Origin of the sequence: Mucilaginibacter yixingensis (assembly GCF_041080815.1) — a bacterium.
Lineage (GTDB): Bacteria > Bacteroidota > Bacteroidia > Sphingobacteriales > Sphingobacteriaceae > Mucilaginibacter > Mucilaginibacter yixingensis.
This window is the reverse complement of the sequence record NZ_CP160205.1, coordinates 1,907,793-1,925,293: the sequence shown is the minus strand read 5'-3', so window position 1 is coordinate 1,925,293 and position 17,501 is coordinate 1,907,793. Positions and strand designations below refer to the sequence as shown.

The 17,501-nt window shown below is 45.0% G+C and carries 14 protein-coding genes; 9 read left to right on the top strand and 5 right to left on the bottom strand.

The window, feature by feature from the left end; translation table 11 throughout:
- The first annotated feature begins 16 nt into the window (after positions 1-16).
- From ctlX to smc, 6 genes are all read left to right on the top strand, one after another.
- Positions 17-934, top strand: a complete 918-nt coding sequence (ctlX, locus tag ABZR88_RS07680) for a citrulline utilization hydrolase CtlX (protein ID WP_211309868.1) — start codon at positions 17-19, stop codon at positions 932-934.
- Between the two features lie 278 nt (positions 935-1,212).
- Positions 1,213-2,607, top strand: a complete 1,395-nt coding sequence (locus ABZR88_RS07675) for an arginine decarboxylase (RefSeq protein WP_107830731.1) — start codon at positions 1,213-1,215, stop codon at positions 2,605-2,607.
- 210 nt (positions 2,608-2,817) lie between these two features.
- Positions 2,818-3,336, top strand: coding sequence for an HdeD family acid-resistance protein (locus ABZR88_RS07670; protein ID WP_107830729.1), 519 nt, complete (start codon positions 2,818-2,820; stop codon positions 3,334-3,336).
- Between the two features lie 73 nt (positions 3,337-3,409).
- A complete protein-coding gene (locus ABZR88_RS07665) occupies positions 3,410-4,195 on the top strand; it encodes a PhzF family phenazine biosynthesis protein (RefSeq protein ID WP_107830727.1) in 786 nt (261 codons plus the stop codon).
- A gap of 9 nt (positions 4,196-4,204) precedes the next feature.
- On the top strand, positions 4,205-4,537 hold the full coding sequence (locus ABZR88_RS07660; RefSeq protein ID WP_107830725.1) for a hypothetical protein: 333 nt from the start codon (positions 4,205-4,207) through the stop codon (positions 4,535-4,537).
- Between the two features lie 171 nt (positions 4,538-4,708).
- Complete coding sequence (gene smc, locus ABZR88_RS07655; protein WP_107830723.1) at positions 4,709-8,251, top strand: chromosome segregation protein SMC; 3,543 nt, start codon at positions 4,709-4,711, stop codon at positions 8,249-8,251.
- Between the two features lie 312 nt (positions 8,252-8,563).
- Here smc and ABZR88_RS07650 read toward each other — a convergent pair whose 3' ends face one another.
- The 4 genes from ABZR88_RS07650 to ABZR88_RS07635 form a co-directional block, all read right to left on the bottom strand.
- Positions 8,564-10,129, bottom strand: a complete 1,566-nt coding sequence (locus ABZR88_RS07650; protein ID WP_107830721.1) for a S41 family peptidase — start codon at positions 10,127-10,129, stop codon at positions 8,564-8,566.
- A gap of 161 nt (positions 10,130-10,290) precedes the next feature.
- Positions 10,291-10,908, bottom strand: coding sequence for an HAD family hydrolase (locus ABZR88_RS07645; protein WP_245917104.1), 618 nt, complete (start codon positions 10,906-10,908; stop codon positions 10,291-10,293).
- Positions 10,895-11,206 (bottom strand): hypothetical protein, encoded by a 312-nt coding sequence (locus ABZR88_RS07640; protein ID WP_107830716.1) that lies wholly within the window; start codon positions 11,204-11,206, stop codon positions 10,895-10,897. Before ABZR88_RS07640 ends, ABZR88_RS07645 begins: the two co-directional genes overlap by 14 nt.
- A gap of 12 nt (positions 11,207-11,218) precedes the next feature.
- Positions 11,219-11,872, bottom strand: a complete 654-nt coding sequence (locus ABZR88_RS07635) for an ABC transporter ATP-binding protein (protein ID WP_107830714.1) — start codon at positions 11,870-11,872, stop codon at positions 11,219-11,221.
- Between the two features lie 994 nt (positions 11,873-12,866).
- On the opposite strand from ABZR88_RS07635, the gene sucC reads away from it, so the two are divergent.
- Positions 12,867-14,057 (top strand): ADP-forming succinate--CoA ligase subunit beta, encoded by a 1,191-nt coding sequence (gene sucC / locus ABZR88_RS07630; protein ID WP_107830712.1) that lies wholly within the window; start codon positions 12,867-12,869, stop codon positions 14,055-14,057.
- Between the two features lie 812 nt (positions 14,058-14,869).
- Here sucC and ABZR88_RS07625 read toward each other — a convergent pair.
- On the bottom strand, positions 14,870-15,718 hold the full coding sequence (locus ABZR88_RS07625) for a phosphatidylinositol-specific phospholipase C/glycerophosphodiester phosphodiesterase family protein (protein WP_107830710.1): 849 nt from the start codon (positions 15,716-15,718) through the stop codon (positions 14,870-14,872).
- Between the two features lie 379 nt (positions 15,719-16,097).
- Between ABZR88_RS07625 and ABZR88_RS07620 the strand changes: the two genes are divergently transcribed.
- Together ABZR88_RS07620 and ABZR88_RS07615 are read left to right on the top strand one after the other, a co-directional pair.
- Positions 16,098-16,634, top strand: a complete 537-nt coding sequence (locus ABZR88_RS07620) for a YceI family protein (RefSeq protein WP_107830708.1) — start codon at positions 16,098-16,100, stop codon at positions 16,632-16,634.
- Positions 16,635-16,847: 213 nt separating this feature from the next.
- Positions 16,848-17,471, top strand: a complete 624-nt coding sequence (locus ABZR88_RS07615) for an L-threonylcarbamoyladenylate synthase (protein ID WP_107830706.1) — start codon at positions 16,848-16,850, stop codon at positions 17,469-17,471.
- Positions 17,472-17,501 lie beyond the last annotated feature (30 nt).

Below are 17,501 nucleotides of genomic sequence, written 5' to 3'. Positions count from 1 at the left end.
CAAATCCTAACTACCTATGTACCCCACTACCCTGTTGATGATCCGTCCGGTGGCTTTTGGTTACAATGAACAAACGGCCGAAAGCAATGCTTTTCAGATAAAAGATACAGCACAACAGGACGCGCAAGAGCAGGCGCTAAAGGAGTTTGACCGCTTTGTTAAAATACTGCGCGATAACGGCATAAACGTACTGGTTATAGAGGACACCGTGACGCCACACACGCCTGATTCGATCTTCCCCAACAACTGGATCTCATTTCATGAAACCGGCGACATCTTCCTTTACCCGATGCAGGCCGAAAACCGCCGATTGGAGCGCCGGGAGGATGTAATCAGCACACTGGAAGACACCTTTAAAGTGCGCCACGTGATTGACCTGAGCCGCTTTGAAAAGCAAGGAAAATACCTGGAGGGCACCGGCAGCATGGTATTTGACAGGGAAAACAAAGTAGCCTACGCCTGCCTCTCCCCCCGTACAGACCAAGATGTACTGGACCGTTTCTGCGAAGAGTCATTTTATACCGCTGTTACCTTCCACGCGGCAGATCAAAACGGACAGGCTATCTACCACACTAACGTAATGATGTGCATTGCCAGCAAATACGCGGTGATTTGCCTGGATAGCATTGCCGATAATATGGAGCGACTGACGGTCATCAGCTCATTGGAGATGAGCGGCAAAAGCATCGTAAACATCAGCTATGATCAGATGAACCACTTTGCCGGCAACATGCTAGAGGTATTTAATGCGCAGGGCGAAAGTTTGCTGGTGATGTCTGGCAGTGCTCATGCCTCACTGGATGAAAAGCAGATTAGTACGCTAGAGAAATATTCGCGCATTATCCACAGTGATATTCCGGTGATTGAACGTAATGGCGGTGGTAGTGTGAGATGTATGATGGCAGAAGTGGCGTTAAGCCCCCTGGTCCGCTAAAGGGAGATTGGGGCTACTATTGTACCTTCACCCTAAACCCGATTGCAGCGTAAAGCGGGACTGGCGGCACCGAAGAACTACCACTCGTTCGTTTTCAAAACACTTTTCAGCACTTAACCCACAATACAACCTTAACACTTCCTTAACACAAAGCTACCGTTCACTCACTCCTCACAACTCACCGCTCACTAAATTACATTCCCACTACAAAAATTACATTACTTTTTGGGGCATTATTAATTTAAAAAATTACATTTTTGCGGAAATTTTAAAATAGAATGCAGAGTTACCAGGAATTTCTTGACCTCAGCGTAGGCTTCCCACAGGAAGGCTTCGAGATCATTGATGATGAACTTTACTTTCAGGATCTTAACCTGATGGAAATGATTGAAACGTATGGTACCCCCCTGCGTTTCACGTACCTGCCCATGATCTCTAAAAAGATCCAGCAGGCTAAACTGCTTTTCCAGCAGGCTATTATTAAAAACAACTATCGCGGCAGCTATAAATATTGCTACTGTACCAAAAGCTCGCACTTTAAGCACATTGTAGAAGAGGCCCTGCGCAACGAGATACACCTGGAAACATCGTCGGCCTTTGATATGCCTATGATTGACACGTTGGAGAAAAAAGGCGTGTTGAACAAGGATATTACCGTGATTTGTAATGGTTTTAAAACCTTCCAGTACAAGCAGTATATTGTTGATATGCTGCATGATGGGTTTAAAAACATCATCCCGGTGCTGGATAACAAAGAGGAGTTTAACATCTACGATGATGAGATTGAGATGGACACGCCTTGCAACCTTGGTATCCGTATAGCGGCAGAGGAGCAGCCTAACTCGCAGTTCTATACCTCACGCCTGGGTTTGCGTATGGAGGACGTTATTGATTTCTATACCAACAAGATTGAGAAAAATCCTAACTTTAAGGTAAAGCTGCTGCACTTCTTTATCAACTCTGGTATATCTGATACCCCTTACTACTGGAACGAGTTGGAGAAATACGTAACGCTATACTGCAAGTTTAAAAAGATTAACCCTGATCTGGATACGCTGGATATTGGCGGCGGCATGCCTTTCAAAGACTCGCTGGTGTTTGATTTTGACTACGAGTACATGATCAACGAGATTGTGAGCCGTATCAAAGAAATCTGCGCCGAGCATGACGTGGTTGAACCAGATATTATTACCGAGTTTGGTAAATATACCGTGGCCGAAGCTTCAGGCATCCTTTATAAAGTACTGGGCCGTAAGCAACAGAATGATCGTGAGCGCTGGCTGATGCTGGATGGATCTTTCATTACCAACCTGCCGGATGTTTGGGCTTTGAACCAAAAATACATATTGTTACCGATCAACAACTGGGATTCTGAATACGAGCGTGTAAACCTCGGCGGTATCACCTGCGATGGTCAGGACTATTACAACCAGGAGGCACACATGAACAGTGTGTTTATGCCCAAAACCCGTAAAGTGCAATACCTGGGCTTCTTTAACACCGGCGCTTACCAGGAGGTACTGAGCGGCTACGGCGGTATCCACCACTGTCTGCTGCCATCGCCTAAACATGTAATCATCCGCCGTAACCGCGATGAGACATTCAACTTCGAGGTATTTGGCGAAGAACAGAACAGCAAGCAAGTATTGAAGATTCTGGGTTATACCACCTAATGAGTGAATGATGAGTGGTGAGTGGTGAGTAGTGAATGTTTTGCTACCCAACTATCGTAATAAAGCTTAAAGGCGATAAACATCTGTTTATCGCCTTTCCTTTTTCAAAGCCCCTCGCCTTTTTAAGATGGACTGGGGCGACGCCATTATTAACTGTTTGTTTTAAAACCTTTTAACCAAAAATCAGGTTCAAATAATAAACTATTAACTATGGAAATCACAGTTGGTCGCGGTATAAGGCTCTGGTGGGTGTTTGTGCTGCGCGGTATATTATTTTTATTGCTAGGTATCTATTTGCTGGCGGCTCCGGTTAGCGGCTTAATAGCGCTGGGCTTCACGTTTGGTCTGATCATCTTCCTTGCCGGTATTGCTGATTTATTGCGGGCCTACCAGGATCGGGATCAAGGCGACCGGGGCTGGCACCTTTTCACAGGCATTATAGATCTGATACTGGGCATCATCCTCATGACGCATCTGGGTGCCAGCATAACCATTTTGCGTATCGTTATCGGGTTTTATTTCCTTTTCAGAGGCTTAATCATCTTTAGCTTCCGCAAAGCTGCCGGAGGCTCCTGGTGGGTAATATTGGGCGCCTTGATTACGCTGTTGTTTGTGGGCATGATCTGGTTTAACCCGGTATTCGGATCCATGACGCTTGTGCTATGGGTGGCGCTGGCCTTTTTGATTACCGGCATCCTCAATATTATGCTGGGCCTCAGGCTTAAGTAAAACCATTTCTTCATGGGATTTTAAGCTGATAAAATATCTGCTATCTTAGCAATTAACCAATCCTTACGATGTTATGAACCTTCCTATATACCAGGCCGATGCCTTTACCGATACCCTGTTTGGCGGCAATCCGGCGGCTATTTGCCCGCTAACGGAATGGCTGCCCGACGACGTGATGCAGAAAATTGCCATTGAGAACAACCTGGCAGAAACCGCCTTTTTTGTAAAGACCGGTGCTGGCTACAAGCTACGCTGGTTTACCCCTGAGTTTGAAATTGACCTGTGCGGACACGCCACCCTGGCCGCAGCTCATATTTTATATACCGAGCTAGCTTACACCGGCAACGAGATTCAATTTGAAACCGTAAAAGCCGGGGTATTGAAAGTAGCCCGCAATGGCGATAAATACGCGCTTGACTTTCCATCGCGACCGGCTTTGGCTGCTGATGCACCAGAGGGATTGATTCCTGCATTAAGTGACGCCCGTCCGCTGGCTGTTTTCCGCTCGCGCGATTACATGCTGGTGTATGAGAACGAGGAAATTATCACCGCTATGACGCCCGATTTCGGCTTCCTGGCTAAAGTGGATGCCGTGGGTATTATTGTAACCGCCCGCGGCAAAACAGCTGATTTTGTTTCCCGCTTCTTCGCTCCCGCCGCCGGTATTCCTGAAGATCCGGTAACTGGTTCGGCACATTGCAATCTCATCCCTTATTGGGCTGAGAAACTGGGCAAAAACCAGTTGCACGCCTATCAACTGTCGGCCCGTAAAGGCGAGTTGTGGTGCGAGTTAAAAGGCGACCGGGTGCTGATGAGTGGCAAGGCGGTTACTTATATGAAGGGCGAGATTTATGTTTAAGCGGCTTATATGAATGAGAACCAGTTTGTTTTTAGCAATGGTTACACTTTAACGTTTGATCATCCGGTTGGCCAACACCTAATAGTAGACGACGTTATAATTATCCGCTTAACAATTCCGCCTAAGGAAAAGTATGATCAAAACGTTTTCGCGTTCAGTACTTCTGGTGATTTTTTATGGCGGATACCCAGGGTACCATTGTTTTACGAAGGCGATGATTGCCCCTATATTGGGCTAGACAATCATAAAAATGGTCATATTACGCTTTTTAACTGGTGCGATACAGCGGTAATTGTAGATGCACAAACTGGGCAAATAATTGACAAGTACAACTCTAAGTAGCAATTAATTATCGTAGTCAATAAACGTTTCACGTCACAACATCATATTATCAACTGAGTCATAACTCTATAGCTAAAAATTTGCAGATAACACGTATCTTTCGCGTTCGTTTATGTGGTAAGGTGCGCCCGGATGTGCCCAACCATCAACCATAAACCATTAGGAGAAAGAATGAAGCTAACACGGCTGGAAATCAAGGGTTTTAAGAGTTTTGGAGATAAAATCGTCATTAATTTTGACGAGGGGGTTACGGCCATTGTGGGCCCGAATGGTTGCGGAAAGTCTAACGTGGTGGATTCCATTCGCTGGGTTTTGGGTGAGCAGAGCACCCGTATGCTGCGGTCTGAAAAGATGGAGAACATCATCTTTAACGGCAACAGAACACGTAAACCCGCCAACCTGGCCGAAGTTTCGCTTACTTTTGATAACACCAAGAACATCCTGCCGACTGATTACTCGCAGGTAACGCTTACCCGTAAGCTGTACCGTACCGGTGAGAGCGAGTACCGCCTGAACGATGTGCAATGCCGATTGAAGGACATTACTGATTTATTTCTTGATACGGGTATCGGCGCTGACTCCTACTCGATCATCGAGTTAAAGATGATTGACGAGATCATTACCAATAAAGAAGGCTCGCGCCGATCGCTGTTTGAAGAGGCATCGGGCATCTCTAAATATAAACTCCGCAAAAAACAGACATTTAATAAGTTAAAGGATACCGAGGCCGATCTGGAACGAGTGGAAGATCTATTGTTCGAGATTGAGAAAAACCTCAAAACTTTAGAAAACCAGGCACGCAAAACGGAGCGTTACTATCGCCTTAAAGAACAATATAAAGCGCTGAGCATTACGCTGGCCTCTTTCAGAATTGCTATGTTCAGCCAATCGCTGGCAGATATTGAGCAGCAGGAACAACGTCAGAAAGAAGAAAAGAGCGGCGTACTTACCCAGATTGACTCGCTCGAAGCCGAGCTGCAAAAACAAAAGCTGGACAGCGTTACCAAAGAGAAAAATCTGTCTATCCAGCAAAAAGCAACTAACGAGTACGTATCAAAGATCAGAGCTTACGAGAGTGAGAAGAAGATCAAGAACGAACAGTTAAAATTTCAGCAGGATAAAGAAACACGTCTGAGCAGCGAATTGGAGCAGGATCGTAACCAGCTGAACCACGTGCTCTACAACATCAAGCGCCTCAGCGAAGAGCGCCTGCAGGAGGAAGAAACACTGGAGCAGGTAAAAACCCGGGTAGCCGATCTGAAAGAAGCCGTAGACAACCTGCGTGCCGAACAAACCGACTCGCGTAATCAGCTTAATGAGCTAACAAGCATTAACAACCGCTTACAAAATCAGATCTACAAGGCCGAGAAAGATCTGGACATCTTGCGTATTCAGGAACAAGCGCTAGAGCAGGAAAGCCTGCGTAACATGGAAGATGCGGAAGGCAAAGAGGTAGAACTCTCTCACTTTAACGAGGTAGTGGCCGACTTGCAGCAGCGCACCGAAGCGCTGCAAACCGAACTGAGCGTTGCCGTGACGGCCGAAGAAAAGCTGCAGGAACAGATTAAAACCGCCGACGAAGAACTAACCCGCGTAAAAGATACTGCCGTGGTAGAAAGCCGCAAGCTTGACGCCAAACAGAACGAATATAACCTCACCAAAAGCTTGGTAGATAACCTGGAAGGTTTCCCGGAGTCTATCCGCTTTTTGAAAAAGAACCAGGAATGGGCCAAAAATGCGCCACTGTTTAGCGACGTGCTATTTTGCCGTGAAGAATACCGTGTGGCCATTGAGAACTACCTGGAACCGATGATGAACCACTATGTGGTGGCCAATTATCAGGAGGCTATCAGCGCCATCCAGTTGCTGAGCAATGCATCGCGTGGCAGGGCGCAGTTTTTCATTCTGGAAAATTATACTGATGCCACCACTCCCCCAACAGATGATGTACCGGCCGACTGGCTGCCTGCCCTCAGTGTGATTGAGGTGGAAGCCAAATACCGCCCGCTGTGTAATCACCTGCTCAAAAATGTTTACCTGATTGATGACGGTGCCGATAACGGCTTAGATACCGCTACCCTGCCCAGCGGCTCTATAGTACTGGGCAAGAGCGGCAAGTTCAATAAAACCAAATTGACCATGGCAGGTGGCTCTGTAGGCTTATTTGAGGGTAAACGTATCGGTCGCGCCAAGAATTTGGAAAACCTTGCTAAAGAGATTAAGCAAAGCGAGATACAGGTTGAAAAACTAAAAGCCCGCGCTGAAGAACTGCAGCATACACTGGTAGAACTGCGTGCCGCAGGCAAGGCCGAAGAAATCCGTCAGAAACAACAGGCGCTCAACCAATTAAATACCGAACTGGTAACTGTTAAAACCCGGCAGGAACAATACCAGGCCTTTATTGAGAACAGCCGCAACCGCAAAGAGGATATTGCCCGCAAAATTGAAGGCATTAAAACCGAAATGCAAACGCTGCAGCCGCAAGTGATTGATTTCAAGTCGCAAAAAGAAGAACAGGCTGGCTTGCTGCTGGAAAAACAGGAGATCTTTAACGAACTGAACGAGCAGCTTACTGTACAATCAAACAGTTATAACCAGGAGAACATCCGCTTCCATCAGCAGCAGAATAAGGTATCGGGGCTAATGAAAGACCTTGATTACCGCGAAACGCAGCAGGAAGGTCTGGATAAGCGCATTACCACCAACAGTGCCGAGCTGACTACGGTTAAGGCCGCCATACACGAGATACTGCAACTCTCAGATACATCTGACGAGGATTTGCTGGAAATGTATGCCCAGAAAGAAGAGCTGGAAAAAGCCGCCCGCCAGGCAGAACAGGAATACTACTCTTGGAAAGGCCTGATTACCGAGGCTGAGAACAACATCTCGCAACTGCGCCGACGTAAAGACAATGTGGAGCTGATTGAAAGCGAACTGCGCGATAAACGCACCAACCTGCGTGTTGATCTGAACTCGATGAAGGAACGCCTATCGGTTGAGTTTAACATTGATATTGAGGAACTGCTGAACGTAGAGCCACCTGAAAATGAAAACGAAGATGAGCTGCGCGATAAAACCGATAAGATGAAACGCCAGTTGGATGACTTCGGCGCCATTAACCCGATGGCGGTGGAGGCCTACAACGAGATGAACGAGCGTTACACCTTCATCCAAAACCAAAAGCGCGACCTGATTGAAGCCAAAACATCACTATTGGCTACCATTCAGGAGATTGACGATACGGCCCGCGAGAAGTTCATGACGGCCTTTATCAACGTGCGCGAAAACTTTATCCACGTGTTCCGTTCGCTGTTTAACGAGGAAGACTCTTGCGATTTGATCCTCACCGATCCACAAAACCCGCTCGACTCTGATATTGATATTATTGCCAAACCAAAGGGTAAGCGCCCCCTGTCTATCAACCAGCTTTCGGGCGGTGAAAAGACGTTGACGGCTACAGCTATCCTCTTCTCACTTTATTTATTGAAACCGGCCCCGTTCTGTATTTTTGATGAGGTTGATGCCCCGCTGGATGATACCAATATTGATAAGTTCAATAACATCATCCGCAAGTTTTCAGACAGCTCGCAGTTTATCATCGTATCGCACAACAAGCGCACCATTGCCAGCACCGACATTATTTACGGTGTAACCATGGTTGAGCAAGGTGTATCGCGCGTAGTACCTGTGGATTTGAGGGAGTTGGCAGATTAAGGGTTGCTTGCGTAGTCGGCTTTTGTCATTTCGAACGAACAAGCGCTGACCTGTGTGACGGTGTGAGGAGAAATCTTAGACGCATTACCGGCCCTTTGCACGGGGGCTAAGATTTTTCGCTATCGCTCAAGAGAGTAGTTTCTCTTCCGCGCCTGCGCTTACTTGGCACGTGGGGTGCCGAAACAAGTTCGGCATGACGTATGGCTAACGCCAGCATCCTATAAATCTCAAAAATCCTTAGAATCCAGGTTCAGACAAACAAAAAAGCCCCGCCTGCCGAAGCAAACGAAGCTTAACTTATTGTTTGAATTGTTATTGTTTCAATTTTAAGTTCTGCATAACCATGCCATTAAATTTACGGACATTGTCTCTCTTAACAAAATTATCCTGATCTGTTAACGTAAAAGTTACACCGCCAGTACTTTGTATGGCTAAATTATCTGTAGCATACGTGCCGTTGGTTACAAAGTTAATGGCTTGCTTCAACAAATTCTCGTTTACATCGCCAAAATCGTGGGTTGGGTCGTCAGTTGCTACTTTGCCGGGATAATCTGCAGAACCAGGTACCATTCCTGTAAAATAGCCACCCTGGTTTGAAGCGTTTTTAGTTTCAAACTCAGGGATATACATCTGATACTTATTAATATCAATTTCAAAAAAGCCTACCGGTTTACCGTAAGTGGTACTACCAATCAGTTGCACATTCATGTATGGGCGCAGGTTGTTGATGGTCAACTCGGCAGCCGAAGCTGTTGAGCCGGTTACAATAAAGAATACGTGCTGCAGGTTGTTCAACGAGCCCACTTTGCCAAAAGTCACTTTATTATATTGTGACGCCAAAGTATAGTCAACCTGCGAAAGATTGTAAGTGCCTTGCGTATTGGTGCGCACCTGGTTTTTCAGCATAGCTGTATTACCGCTGGTAAGATTAGAATTATAATAAGTATTAAACATTAACTGCCCGTTAGCAGATGATGGCGCAATCAAATTATCCAGATAAATGGCTGTTTCTACATATCCGCCACCATTATAACGTAAATCCACCACCAGGTCTGTAATACCGCTGCCTGCAAAGCTGCTAAAGGCGGTGCTTAGAGCCGTTTGCACATTGGTAAGGTTCACAAAACTGTTAAACATAATGTAGCCAACCTTTTTACTGGCATTAACGGTAATGGTTTTAGTGGCCAAAATTGGGTTGATGGTATAGCTGGCCGCATTCAGGCTGACGCTGAAAGTGGTAACGTTATTACTGGCGTCAACCCGTTGGAGGGTCATGCTGATGGTGCTGCTGTAGGCGTAAGCATTAATTACAAAGTTTACGTTGGTAGACGTGGTGTTGCCATCATAACTCAAGCTGGTACGGCCGTTTATTGCGGTGATCTGATCGCCACGACGTAAGCCTGCCAAACCAGCCGGCGACCCGGGATAAACATATTTGATGCGCAGATCATTGGTGGACGCATACAGCGGTGCAAATCCAAAATCGCCTGTTACGGCATTCAATTTGCCTGATGCCTGTCCTTCATCTATAAATGAATATTTGGCCTGGCCAGGCGATAGTGAGTAATACTCATACGGTTGCCCCGTTGCCGGATTGATTTTGAGCTGAGAAATAGCATTCAACTCTTTGGTAAGTGCGTCCAGATCGCTGGTGGTTGAGGTATAGCCTCGCGGATTAAAGTTGACGTAGCTCGGCAAGGCATCATACCAATAGTAATCTTCTTTGGCATAAAGAAATACAGAGTCTCTAATCTTATCTAAAGTAGAGCCATCTGCCGGTGGTGTATTAGACGAATCGGGCGTAGGATCGCTCTTCTTTTTACTGCATGCAGAGAAAAGAAACAAACCCATGCAAATACACAGTAATACTTTTTTCATCTTCAATATAAGCTATATTATACGCAGCAAACTACAAAAAAGTATGTCAGGCTCTTTTTATTTGTCGATGAGCCGGTAATATGAACCGACCAACGGTTTATATTGCATGCTTTATTAAAGTTACCAATTATTCTACTTAAACGTACATATTGAAGATGAGGTTATTGTGAAGACAAAAACTCCTCTGAGTAGATAAAATCTATACCGCAGGCCTGAGCGCAAAGCACATCGGCTTCGGTATTACCGGCAATCACCATTTCGCGGCGTTGCAACCCATGGTCATTAATGAGTTTGTAGATGGTATCGGGCTCTGGCTTGGCAGCTATTTCATCGGCAAAATAACATACCAGGTATTTCTCCAGCCCGTTCCACTCAATCTGCCTTATTTTATTGAGCTGCTGCTCGGGGTTACCGTTGGTAACAATGAAGATCTTTTTACGGTCTACAACAATTTGTTGCAGCAGCTCCAGCATATCTGCGTAAAGCAATAGCTTTAGCGGCAAGCGGGCAGTAAGGTGCAGGCGGTCAAAGTTTTCACGATAGTTTTTATCAAACTGAAAACGCTCCTGCACACGGTCAAACACTATATCGCGCCCCTCCTCTTCATAAGTTTTTACCATCAGGTCTGTCAGCACTTTGCCGTCCAGCAGTTCGGTATATTCTAAAAATGACGCAAACAGGTAGTAGATCTGGTACAGGTAATCTTTCTCCGGATAAAGCACATCATCCAGCTCAAATATAAAAGCGTTTTTGCGTTGGTCAATATCAGCGTATTTCATCAGTAGCAGCTAGTATGTTTATTCCGTATTCTTCAAATAGTTGATTGGCTTGATGCAGTAATTCAAACTCTGTTTGCTGCGTAGTATAAACGTGGGTGATGCCCCTATCCATGCACAAACTGAGTATTTTGTGTACATAGGCCGGATCTGCAGGTTCTGGAAGTTTAATCATCTGGCCCGATTGCAGCATTACGCCGGGCAGATCGGTATAATCGCCCAGGATAACCTGTTGTGCCCCTATTTTACTTTTCAGCTGATATGCCGCCGCTGAGGAGGCGCCTGTTATTAATACTTTCAAAATGATTAAAACTTAGTTGGTAATCAGGCCGTCTTTCATGATGATTTGCCTGTCGGCCAGCCCGGCCAGATCTTCGTTGTGGGTTACAATAACGAAGGTTTGATTAAACTCTGCCCGCAGCCTGATAAAAAGCTCATGCAGCTCGCGCGCATTATTAGAGTCGAGGTTACCCGATGGCTCATCAGCAAAAATAAGCGACGGATTGTTAATCAACGCCCTGGCCACCGCCACACGCTGCTGCTCGCCACCCGACAGTTGGTTGGGCTTATGATGTTTGCGGGCATCCAATCCCAGTTTTTCCAGTAGTTCGGTCGCCCGTTTTTCGGCCACAACCTTTGGTGTGCCGGCAATAAAGGCGGGGATACACACATTCTCCAGTGCGTTAAACTCGGCCAGCAGGTGATGAAACTGAAAGATGAACCCAATTTTACGGTTCCTGAACTCGCTTACATGACTATGGCTCAGCTTACTGATGTTGTATCCATCAAAAAACACCTGACCAGAATCGGGCTTATCCAGCGTACTCAGGATGTTAAGCAACGAACTTTTGCCGGCACCCGAAGCGCCTACAATAGCCACAATTTCGCCTTTCTCTACCTGAAGGTCTACCCCTTTCAGGATATGCAGTTTGCCGTATGATTTATGTATTGCCTGTGCCCTGAGCATGCTGCAAATGTAGGGATTTTAGTGAGTTGTGAGGGGTGAATAGTGAGTGTTTGTTGCAGCAGATACCCAACTGTCACGGCTGTCACGATTGTCACGCACCGTGACAATCGTGACAGCCGTGACAGCCATTTGCAATTGTTTACTATTACTCATTATTCAACTGTCACGCTTGTCACGCTCGCCATACACTATAATAAGCGTGACAGCCGTGACAGCGTGACAATCAACTCAAGTTATCTATTATTTGATTTTTTATATTATATATTATATACTTTATCATCATTCTATATCATCTCTTTAATTATAAATCATGAACTGTCACGGTTGTCACGCTCGTCATACACTATAATAAGCGTGACAGCCGTGACAACCAACCCCAGCTATCCGGCATCTGATTTTTTATACTATATATTATATACATTATCATCATTCTATATCATCTCATTAATTATAGATCATGAACTGTCACGGCTGTCACGCGTGTAATAGTGTAAGACAAGCGTGACAGGCGTGACAGTGATACTTTAGACTGAGGAGATTTAAGACTTACTATTATATATACTTCATCTTTATTCTTAATTCTCTATCTGATTACTAAATACTGAACTGTCACACTTGTCACGCGTGTAATAGTGTAAGACAAGCGTGACAGGCGTGACAGCCAATTGATGTAATCTATATAGTAATATTTATATACTTCATCTTTATTCTTAACTCTCTCTCTCCGATTACTAAATACTGAAGTGTCACGGTGTGTGACACGCGTGACAGCCGTGACACCGCGTGACAGCAGTAGGCCCGAAATAATTTACCATATCGCCATAATGGGGGTATTGAAACTGATATTTATTATATATTTTACAATTTCAGCTCTCAAATTCTGCTATTTTTCTAAAAGCAGTAATGTTTTTTATAGAAATTGAAACTTTTTTAGCATTTGGACTGTGCTCTTTGATGAAAAAGTGTAGCTTTACCGGAAATTCTACTAAGCACAATGAATATTCACGAATACCAGGGCAAAGCGATTTTAAAGAGCTTTGGCGTTAGGGTTCAGGAAGGCATCCTTGCCGAAACTCCTGAGCAGGCTGTTGAAGCTGCAAAAAAAATGAAAGAAGATTTTGGTTCGGACTGGGTAGTAATTAAAGCCCAGATTCATGCCGGCGGTCGCGGTAAAGGCGGCGGTGTGAAGTTGGCCAAAAACTTAGACGAGGTTAAAGAGCGCGCAACCAATATTTTGGGCATGCAGCTGGTAACCCCGCAAACCGGTCCGGAAGGTAAATTGGTAAGCAAAGTGCTGGTAGCTCAGGATGTTTATTACCCTGGCGAAAGCGAAACCAAAGAATTTTACATGAGCGTACTGCTCGATCGTGCTAAAGGCCGTAACATCATCATGTACAGTACCGAAGGCGGTATGGATATTGAAGAAGTTGCTGAGCACACTCCGCACCTGATCTTTAAAGAAGAAGTTGATCCTAAAGTTGGTTTGCAAGGCTTCCAAACCCGCAAAATTGCCTTTAACCTGGGCGTAAGCGGCGAAGCTTTAAAAGAGATGACCAAATTTGTGGCTGCGCTGTACAAAGCTTATGAAGCTACAGACTCTTCAATGTTTGAGATCAACCCTGTTCTGAAAACATCTGACAATAAAATATTAGCTGTTGACGCCAAAGTAAACCTTGACGACAACGCCCTGTACCGTCATGCTGACTATGCTGCAATGCGCGATACCGCTGAGGAAGATCCAACAGAGGTTGAAGCTAGCAAAAGCAACCTGAACTACGTAAAACTTGATGGTAACGTAGGTTGTATGGTAAACGGTGCCGGTTTAGCTATGGCTACAATGGATATCATCAAACTAGCTGGTGGCGAGCCTGCAAACTTCCTTGACGTAGGTGGTACTGCTAACGCACAGACTGTTAAGGCTGGTTTCAACATCATCCTGAGCGATCCTAACGTTAAAGCTATCCTGGTAAACATCTTCGGTGGTATTGTACGTTGTGACCGTGTTGCTCAAGGTGTTATTGATGCTTACAAAGAAATGGGTAACATCCCGGTGCCAATCATCGTTCGCTTACAAGGCACCAACGCTGTTGAAGCTAAAGAACTGATTGACAACTCTGGCCTGAAAGTATTCTCAGCTATCCTGCTGAAAGAAGCTGCAGAGCGTGTGAAAGAAGTATTAGCGTAAGTTTTACTTACCCCTTAGATATAAAAAGCCGTTCCATTTTGGAGCGGCTTTTTTTGTTGGGTGGGGCTTCGTGTTCTTTCTCTGATGTTCGGTTCGTGCCATTAGGTTCTTCCATCCCGCTCAATCGCCGCGGGAGGGCTCGTTACTTTTTTCTTGATAAAAAAGTAACCAAAAAATCAAGACAGCGGAAATGCTTCTTTTGCCACACTAGCCTTTGCCCTGCAAATCAGTCAGAACCACAGGGCGCCACCTCAACGCCTCCGCTTGCGCTACACACGTACCCTGCGCTTCAGGCGATGAGGATGAATGCCCTCTGCAACCGCACAAAGCCAGCTTATTCTGCCTGATTTCGCCCAGAAGCTGCCCGCTGTCGGGGAACTAGGGTTAAACGAATTTTTAGGATTTACAGGATTCCAGTAGAAAAATATTTCCTAAAATCCTGCAATCTTGTAAATCCTGGTTCTAAAAGCGCAGGCCAGTCAGAACACCGGGCCAGCGTTGGCGGGAATGCTAATTTTTTATCGAGCTGTGCGAGAATAAAAAATCGCAGGGCGGGCGGAAGGATTGTTCTGACTTGATTTATTCAGGAGTTTAATTTGTTTTTAATAGGCCTTCATGAGTTCGCTATCGCTCAGTTTTTGTTTCTTTTTGATCAAGCAAACGGCGAAGCCCTCTTGAGTACCTAAAAAAAACAAATTAATACACGAAAAAAAGAAATAGCCTCCGCGGCAATGAGCGGACAAACGTTAACTATAGAACGGACCTTTGATAAAAGCACTAACAGTCAATGCAAAACAATAAAAATCTACCACCTACTTAGCAGCAGCATAAGAAGTATTCAAAAACTCCCGCAACATGGCCAATTGATCTGTATTGATAAGGTCTACACCGCAGCTCAACAACTCCGTCCATACCGTCTTATTTTCTGGCGAAGCCCACAGGCGCACCTTTTTACCCAGTTTATGAGCTTTTAAAACGTATGATGTCAGTAGCTTGCGTTCAGCGTCGGGCATGTGACCATTGCCATCCCATTGTAGCAGGGCTTTGTAGGGGCAACTGGCCATGGGGTACATCTCGCTGCCCATGTTATCGCGGTCCATTTTGCGCAGGTCTTCATCAATAAATACCATGCGGCTCTGCTCCTTCCGTACCATTTTGAATGGTTTATGGCCCGATAGCACAACGGTAAGCCTGCGCTGAATGAAATGTCCGTCCTCGTATCCGGAGATGATATCGGCATATTTATCCAATATTGGCTTCAAGGCATCATAGGTGTTGTTGCCACTGGTTTTAATGTCGATCATCAGAGTAATAGGATAACCGTCATCAGGGTGATTTTTAATATAGTTTGCCAGCGGTTTCAGGTAGAGCCTGTCCAGCGTGCGGTCGGTCTTAAAAAAAGGAAAGGTATGGGCAACAATCAACCGATCGTGAAGCAGGAATATATCAGCCTCGATATAGCGAAAACCATTCTCCAGTGCATCAAACAGAGGGCGTTTGTGCCAGTAATCATTGTGGGCAAAGCCGTTGGCGAGGGGGATGGTTTGGGCGGAAAGTTTAGCGGGGCTAGAGATCAGTGCCGCGGTAGCAGCAAGGGTGATGATCAGTAGTTTTAGTCCGGAGGGGCTATCCGTTCGGAACCTTGTCGTTCGCTGTAGCATAGGCAAAATTCTTATGCCACAAAGGTACCCCGTTACGTTATCTAAATATTAAAAGGCAGATTAAGTTTACTTCAACTTACCGCTAACTAATAACAGGCTAGTCAACAATTTAACAACAATGGCGCAACAATAACTTTATGTGACTTAAGGGATAAGGTCATCTGCTTTCGTTATCATTACCTACTCCAGTTGAGTGCCTCTCTCACTCCTGCCTCAACTGTTAATCTTAAATATTTAAAAAGAAGTTAATATTAAACACACAATTACGGCGTTATTTAGTTGTTACAACACCAAATGTCTGCCAATTGTAATTAATGAAATCAGAATAGATGTTTAAACATTTATTTATATACCTTTGATCTAACAAAACAATCAAGCTATGTCTACAGTAACCAAATGGGTATTAGACCCAATGCACTCAGAAGTACAGTTTAAAGTTAAACACCTGGTTATTTCTACTGTAACCGGTTCATTTAAATCATTTGAAGGCTCGTTTGAAGCTAACGAAGAAGATTTCAGCGACGCACAGATTGAGTTCTCGCTGGATGTTGACAGCATCGACACCAACCAGGAACAGCGCGACGGTCACCTGAAAGCCGGTGATTTCTTCGACGTAGAGAATCACCCTAAAATTACTTTCAAATCAACCTCTTTCACCAAAACCGGTGATGATGAGTATAAACTAGCCGGCGACCTGACCATTAAAGGCGTTACCAAACCGGTAAATCTTAACGTAGAGCACGGTGGTATTGCTACCGACTTTTATGGCAACACCAAAGCAGGTTTTGAAGTAACCGGTAAAATTAACCGTAAAGATTTCGGCCTGACCTGGGACGGCATTACCGAAGCCGGTTCAATTGTACTGGGTGACGAGATTAAACTGATCATCAATACTCAGTTTGCTAAAGAAGCGTAATTGATGTAGGAATTCGAAATTTCGATTTCGGATTTGCATCTATAGTTCCGATTTTTGATTTATCAATCAAGCTAAAACTATTTCAGGTTTTGAGCTTTATATAGGTTGACGGATCAGAAATCGGAATTTTTGTTTTAGATAAATTCGAATATCCGGTATCCCCAACAAAAACGAAATCCGAAATCGAAAATTCGAAATCCCAAATCAAAAGAGATGCTCCTAAAAATCTATCCGGAAAACCCAAACGAACGTGCCATACAACAAGTGGTAGAAGTACTGCGCAAAGGTGGACTCATCATCTACCCTACCGATACCGTTTACGGTCTGGGTTGCGATATTACCAATCATCGTGCTATTGAAGCCGTGGCGCGTTTACGACGGATTAAACCAGAGAAGGCCAACTTCTCTTTTATCTGTTATGACCTGAGCCATATTTCAGACTACATTAAGCCGATTGACAATGCCACTTACCGCGTGCTCAAGAAAGCATTACCGGGCCCTTTTACTTTTATTTTTAATGCCAGCGGCCAGGTGCCTAAGCTACTCAGCTCTAATAAAAAAACGGTGGGCATCCGCGTGCCCGACAATAACATAGCTCGTTGCATTGTAAAAGAGTTGGGCAACCCTATTCTATCCACCTCTATTCGCGATGATGATGACATCATTGAATACACGACAGACCCCGAACTGATCCACGAGAAATATGAAGGACTGGTAGATATTGTAATTGATGGCGGCTATGGCGGCAACATTGCATCCACAGTAGTAGATTGCACCGAAGGCGATTTTGAGATCATCCGCGAGGGTAAGGGTGATCTGGATGAGTTTCTATCTTAAAGCCGGAGCTATTTGCTTATTATTGTGTCA